The organism is Okeania sp. SIO2B9 (genome assembly GCF_010672505.1).
In the GTDB taxonomy this organism is placed as follows: Bacteria; Cyanobacteriota; Cyanobacteriia; order Cyanobacteriales; family Microcoleaceae; genus Okeania; species Okeania hirsuta.
The window spans coordinates 1-5,823 of record NZ_JAAHGK010000390.1; the positions used below are offsets into that span (position 1 = coordinate 1).

The following is a 5,823-nucleotide window of genomic DNA, read 5'->3' on the forward strand; positions in this document are numbered from 1 at the left end:
TCTCAATTTTTCAATTGCTTTGACCTTCCACAAAATTAATGGCTGTTAACGTAGTTCCTCCGCAGGAGGCTAGCTAATAGCTGACGGCTGTTTGCGCAGCATTCCGCAGGAAATGCTTACCACAGAAGTAATATATTTAGCTATACTGGATAAATAATTAGGGAAATGGCTTTAGAATATACTTGATAAATTGATTGATTTTTTATTTTTATGAAGAACCTAATAAAAATTATCCCTTGGTTAGTTATGGCTGGCTTCGCTTGGTCTCTTGGTTTCTTTTACAATGTTTATTATGGTGGTTTAATTGGTCGGTTACGAGGAATGTACTACAATAAGGTGGCATTAGCAGCGGAGGTGGAAGGGTCAAAAAGACTGATAATTGTTGGTGGTTCGGGAGCGCACTATACTGTCAATTCTCAGTTAATGGGAGAAGAACTTGGTATTCCTGTATTTAATTTTGGCTTGGATGGAAATTTGGGTCTGAATGTAATTTTTCCTACTATTTTGGAGCAAGTTCGTCCAGGAGATGTTGTGCTGATAATTCCTGAATACTTAATGCTATTAGATGAAGATGGATTAGGCGATCGCTCTACTTACTTTGGAGTAGCTATTGGAAAACCAGGGTTAGGAGGGGTACCACCTAAGCAGTTTGCTCAAGATACTTTTGGTTTGGGCGTACCTAGTCTTAGACAATTGACAAAATCTACTATAGATATAGTTAAGCAAGTAGAAGTTTCAGGTTATTATGCCGATCCTATTACAGACTGGGGAGACCCGACTAAAACATGGGAACGCAAAAGTAAATGGTGGAAATTGACAGTTAACAAACCCGTTACTCCTCATTCAATTGCACGAATTAAGCAATTTAGAGAAGAGTTAGAAGCTAAAGAAGCAAGTTTAGTCATATCACTGCCTATCATTTATGCCAGTACAGATGAAAGAACTGTGAAAAATGTGGAGAAAACTGCTGAAGAGTTAGGTAAAATTGCTCCTCTAATTACTGACGAAAAGTTAAATTTATGGACTGACGTTAACTTGTTTGCTGATACTCACTACCATCTTAAACCAGAAGCAAAAGTTATACGTTCAAAAGAATTAGTTGAACAACTCCAACCTATAATTCAATCGACAATAAGTAATAAATAAGGTTTTAATTACCCCCTTTCTTTGTTTTTCAAGAGGGAAAAGGGAGAAAGGCTTAAAAGTCTGAAAAAAAACTTCAATTTATTCTAGATATTCACGCTTAGGTTGACACAAGCTATACCAACCAACGGTAATATAAAACCCGCTTGAAAAGTGGTCATTACGACAATAGGAAGCAATCTCGCGCAACTCCTGAGATTGCTTCTTTCCACGCTATACGACTTGGATTCTATATAAGAAGGGTTTTGTTATCTAGAAAAGAAAGACCGAAGAACCGAAAAATCTGGCTTTGTTTGAATTTTAAGCTTTTGATCTGTCCTAACCTTTCCTTCGACTGCCATACCTTAAGATACCCCCTAATTTTCCCCTTCATATCAAATCAGGTTAAATACCCTCACAATCAATAGCTTAAAACCCTGATTATTACCTTATTGTATCTATGTGCAATTAGGCGGATTTAATATCATTTATTGCCCAAATTCCGCAGCCAAAACATCATCATTATCATCAGCAAGAGTCGCAACAATAGTAATTGCCCGAGAAATTTCTCCTGGAGATAATTCTGCTACAGTACGAGTTGCCAGAATTACAATTTGATTATCCACAATAGCAAAATGAGATTCCATGGTCGATAACCAATTCATTTCCAATAATCTACGCATTAACTCGGGTTCATTTTTTGCTGGTAACTTCAGAACATAAGACCAGACATCAAAAGTATCATCATCTGTTTCTCCAGTCAGTCTGACATATACTTCCACACTACCATATTGAAATTTCCATAAATGGCCTGCTTCATTATTGGCCACCATCACTTTTTGATCTTCTGCCATATTGGCAATAATTGTTTCAATCTCTTCTATGTAGCTGAGACTGGTATCATTTTCAGTTATTTCTATATTATCTTCTTCGGTAGAAGGATTATCCACAGAAGTACTATCAGGGTTGTTAGTAGTCATAATTTATACCTATAGAAAAATTATCTATTACCAGTTTAAGTCCTGAACCTATCCTAATTACAAACAAAGCTATAATGCTATCCACAATTAGTAATCTATAGCTATGTCCAAAGCAGAAATTAATTTTCCTTATTTTGACAAAATCTTGGCCAATTTAGAAGATGAAGCAACTAAAACTATCTTTGGAAACCACGTTCACTGGGGTTATTGGGAAAATCCTAATTGGGCAAAAAATACTGCTGAAGATTTTGCGATCGCGACGGAAAAGCTATCACAAAAGGTTTATCAAGCTGCTGATATTAAGGATGGTATTTCTATTTTAGATGTGGGTTGCGGTTTTGGCGGTACAGCTGCCAGTATTAATAATAATTATTCGGAGGTAAAAATCACGGGATTAAATATAGATGAACGGCAATTAAATGTAGCTAGAAAACAAGTTCAAGCTTGTGGTGATAATTCTATTGAATTTGTGCAGGGAGATGCTACTAAAATGCCTTTTCCTGATAATTATTTTGATGTGGTTTTGGCGGTAGAGTGCATTTTTCATTTTCCTAGTCGTTCTGCTTTTTTTCAAGAGGCAAAAAGGGTTTGAAAACCAGGTGGTAAAATTGCTTTGTCTGATTTTGTTCCTACTGCCACAATCAATTTTTTTGAACCTGTAGTTAGATTGTTTATCAAAGACTTGGGTGCTGAAACTTACGGTAATGTTAATTTTTTCACTATTGCTAAATATCAAGATTTAGCAAGAAAAATGGGTTTGAAAAGTTTTCTAATAGAAGATATTACTTTTAATACTTTACCTACTTATAAAATCCTCAAGGAGTTTCCTGTTTTTTCAGATTCTCCAGCTAATCAGAAAACAAATAATATTTTTGAATGGGTGACACGGTTGGGGTTACTACGTTATTTAATTTTGTCAGCTAGCATGGAATAATTTTCCCATTTTCAATTGAGGTCTGATAGCAGGCAATAGGCAACAGGCAATAGGCAACAGGCAACAGGCAACAGGCAACAGTGGGAAAAATATTTCCCGAGCTCAGGTTTATTATCAGCATAAGTCTTAACCAACTCATTCTTTGTTATTGGATGTGTGCTTAAGAAAATGAAATGACTATTGCGACATCCGCAACAGAGAGGGGAAGTAGGTATTTTCTCCACCACACACCTCAAATTCTGGTGCTTAAGAAAATGAAATGACTATTGCGACATCCGCAACAGAGAGGGGAAGTAGATATTTTTGCTCATCACACACCTCAAATTCTGGTGCTTAAGAAAATGAAATGACTATTGCGACATCCGCAACAGAGAGGGGAAGTAGGTATTTTCTCCACCACACACCTCAAATCTTGGTGCTTCACAAAATGAAATGGCTATTGCGACATCCGCAACAGAGAGGGGAAGTAGATATTTTTGCTCATCACACACCTCAAATTTTAGTGCTTCACAAAATGAAATAGCTATTGCGACATCCGCAACAGAGAGGAGGAGTAGATATTTTTCCCATCACACATCTCAAATTCTGGTGCTTCACAAAATGAAATAGCTATTGCGACATACGCAACAGAGAGGAGGAGTAGATATTTTTCCCATCACACATCTCAAATTCTGGTGCTTCACAAAATGAAATAGCTATTGCGACATACGCAACAGAGAGGGGAAGTAGATATTTTTGCTCATCACACACCTCAAATTCTGGTGCTTCACGAAATGAAGATTCGGGAGAATAAACTAAAGATTCAAAACCTCAACCTAGAATTAAACAGCCTTGCTCTGAAGCATTCTTCCTCAATCCTAAATTTATTTTCAACAAATAATAATTAGGGTCTGCTGAAAAAATTGGTTGGTGGGAGTAGGAGACAGGAGACAGGAGTTAGGAGTTAGGAGAATTTAGAGGAGGTATTCGGAAAAATTGTAAGAGTGATTTTTGTGCCCAACTATGCACCTAAAATACTAACTTTTTGAGCGTTTTAGACTGAAAACCAGGCACTGCAATTCGACCCCAAAAAGGCTAAAGTCTTTATATGTCAATCCTTTGAGATTTAATCAGCAAGCCCTAATTAATAATTACCTCTCCTAAAAAAGAAGAGGATTGACTAAAAAGAAATTTTTTTCTTTTTTCTCCTTTAAAAGAGAGACTTGAAACCTTAATTATGCGACAAAATTGATTGTCAAAATGTAAGTATTTCCTATTCAACAGGTTTATAACCCACCCAATACTTACTAACGAAATGAACTTCAGTGGCGATATTAATAAAACCTACTTTCTCCAAACGTTCCTCTAAATTATCTGTAATATAACTCTGATAATAAGGTTCATGGAACATTGCTGGGAAGTTTTTTAACATTGGCGAAAAATCAGGTTCATCAGAAACTTGAATCGAATCACAAATCACAAAAACACCCCCAGGTTGAGTAACTCGAAAAGCTTCCTCTATTACTTTTTGACGTACCATCGGCGGTAATTCATGGAACATAAAAACACAAGTTGTTGCCTGAAAAAAATTATCTCTCAAAGGTAAATCCTCAGCATTTCCTTGTAAAAGTTGAGGCAAATCTCCCAACTCTTCAGATAATAATTGATGAGCTTTTTTTAAATAAGCCGACGATAAATCAACACCATAAAGAGCAGCCTTTGGTAAAGTAGCGCGAATAAACTTTAAAGTTCTACCAGTACCACAAGCAATATCTAAAACTCGTAAATTTTGAGGAGCGATCGCCTCTAAATTTTTCCCAGAAAATAACTTTTCTAATCCCATTTTTAAAGGAGCTAAAATTCGTCGTCGCATGGCATCGGCAGTACCATTAAATAAAATTTCTACCTGCAAATCGTAGAGATTAGCTGATGTATCGCTTAAGTAGCCATCTGTTTGATAATGAAAATTTTGTAAATAATAAGCAGGATAATTTTGAGTATTTATTTGTGGAGAAAATTCTTGATATTTCTTTTGTTTAATTCTATTCCAAACTGTAGGCATATCTAGCCAAATATTAGGATAATAACTGAAAAAATCCGACCAGGGATTATCAAATATAATATTAACTGGATAAATACCATTTTCTCCATCTGCTAAATCTCTTTCCATAATTTTATCAATGCGTTTCTGCATTTTTTGGATAATTGCAGGAGACAAAGGTTGAGTTTTAAACTTAAGAGTTGGATAAACAAAATTTCTCAGTTTAGTAGAAATTTGTTTGTGAGCTAAAGCAAAGTAAATTTTACCTTGTTGAAATGTTTGATGAGTGAATTTTGTAATAGTATCTGACATGATGATAAGTCTAAATAGATTTTGCAAGTTTTGTAGTTTTAGTTCTGGATTGTAACGCAATTATCATATAGCAGAAAAAAGAAGGAAGAAGGAAGAAGGAAGAAAGTTGATATTCTGTTATTTTAGATATTCCATAAGTCAAGAGTAGTAATGGCAGTTGCTATTATTTTGAATAAAAGACTATATAGCAATCTTATTTGACTTGTGAAATATTGTAGATTTTAGGGAATAGGGAACACCGGATCTGGGAGGAAATGAGAAACACCGAAGCAATAAAATTATCACAAATAGACATCTCCAAGAATAAAAAATAAAATCAATTATCCCACATAAATTATCAATTCTTTACCCCTACTGTCTACTCTGCACGGACGTTGCATACAACGTCCCTACTCCCTCATTTGGTTGAGATATCTAATGATTTAGGATAGTATTTTGATTTGAGATGTAAATCT

Annotated in this window: 6 protein-coding genes; 4 read left to right on the forward strand and 2 right to left on the reverse strand. The window is 35.4% G+C overall.

The genetic code is table 11. The features are described 5' to 3' along the window. The first annotated feature begins 210 nt into the window (after positions 1 to 210). On the forward strand, positions 211 to 1,146 hold the full coding sequence (locus F6K13_RS15155; RefSeq protein WP_124143675.1) for a hypothetical protein: 936 nt from the start codon (positions 211 to 213) through the stop codon (positions 1,144 to 1,146). Between the two features lie 464 nt (positions 1,147 to 1,610). Here the strand turns inward: F6K13_RS15155 and F6K13_RS15160 are convergent, their stop codons facing one another. Next, the gene (locus F6K13_RS15160; protein ID WP_124143676.1) at positions 1,611 to 2,102 is read right to left on the reverse strand and encodes a YbjN domain-containing protein; all 492 of its coding nucleotides are present in this window, start codon (positions 2,100 to 2,102) and stop codon (positions 1,611 to 1,613) included. A gap of 103 nt (positions 2,103 to 2,205) precedes the next feature. On the opposite strand from F6K13_RS15160, the gene F6K13_RS15165 reads away from it, so the two are divergent. The 3 genes from F6K13_RS15165 (at position 2,206) to F6K13_RS15175 (ending at position 3,559) form a co-directional block, all read left to right on the forward strand. Then, positions 2,206 to 2,694, forward strand: coding sequence for a class I SAM-dependent methyltransferase (locus F6K13_RS15165; protein WP_287287772.1), 489 nt, complete (start codon positions 2,206 to 2,208; stop codon positions 2,692 to 2,694). A 21-nt stretch (positions 2,695 to 2,715) separates the two neighbouring features. After that, entirely contained in the window at positions 2,716 to 3,036 is a 321-nt protein-coding gene (locus F6K13_RS15170) for a hypothetical protein (RefSeq protein ID WP_287287773.1), read from the forward strand. A 346-nt stretch (positions 3,037 to 3,382) separates the two neighbouring features. Continuing rightward, positions 3,383 to 3,559: a hypothetical protein gene (locus F6K13_RS15175; RefSeq protein ID WP_287287775.1), complete on the forward strand. Its 177-nt coding sequence runs from the start codon at positions 3,383 to 3,385 to the stop codon at positions 3,557 to 3,559. 729 nt (positions 3,560 to 4,288) lie between these two features. Here F6K13_RS15175 and F6K13_RS15180 read toward each other — a convergent pair. Further along, positions 4,289 to 5,368 (reverse strand): class I SAM-dependent methyltransferase, encoded by a 1,080-nt coding sequence (locus F6K13_RS15180; protein WP_287287776.1) that lies wholly within the window; start codon positions 5,366 to 5,368, stop codon positions 4,289 to 4,291. Between the last annotated feature and the right edge of the window lie 455 nt (positions 5,369 to 5,823).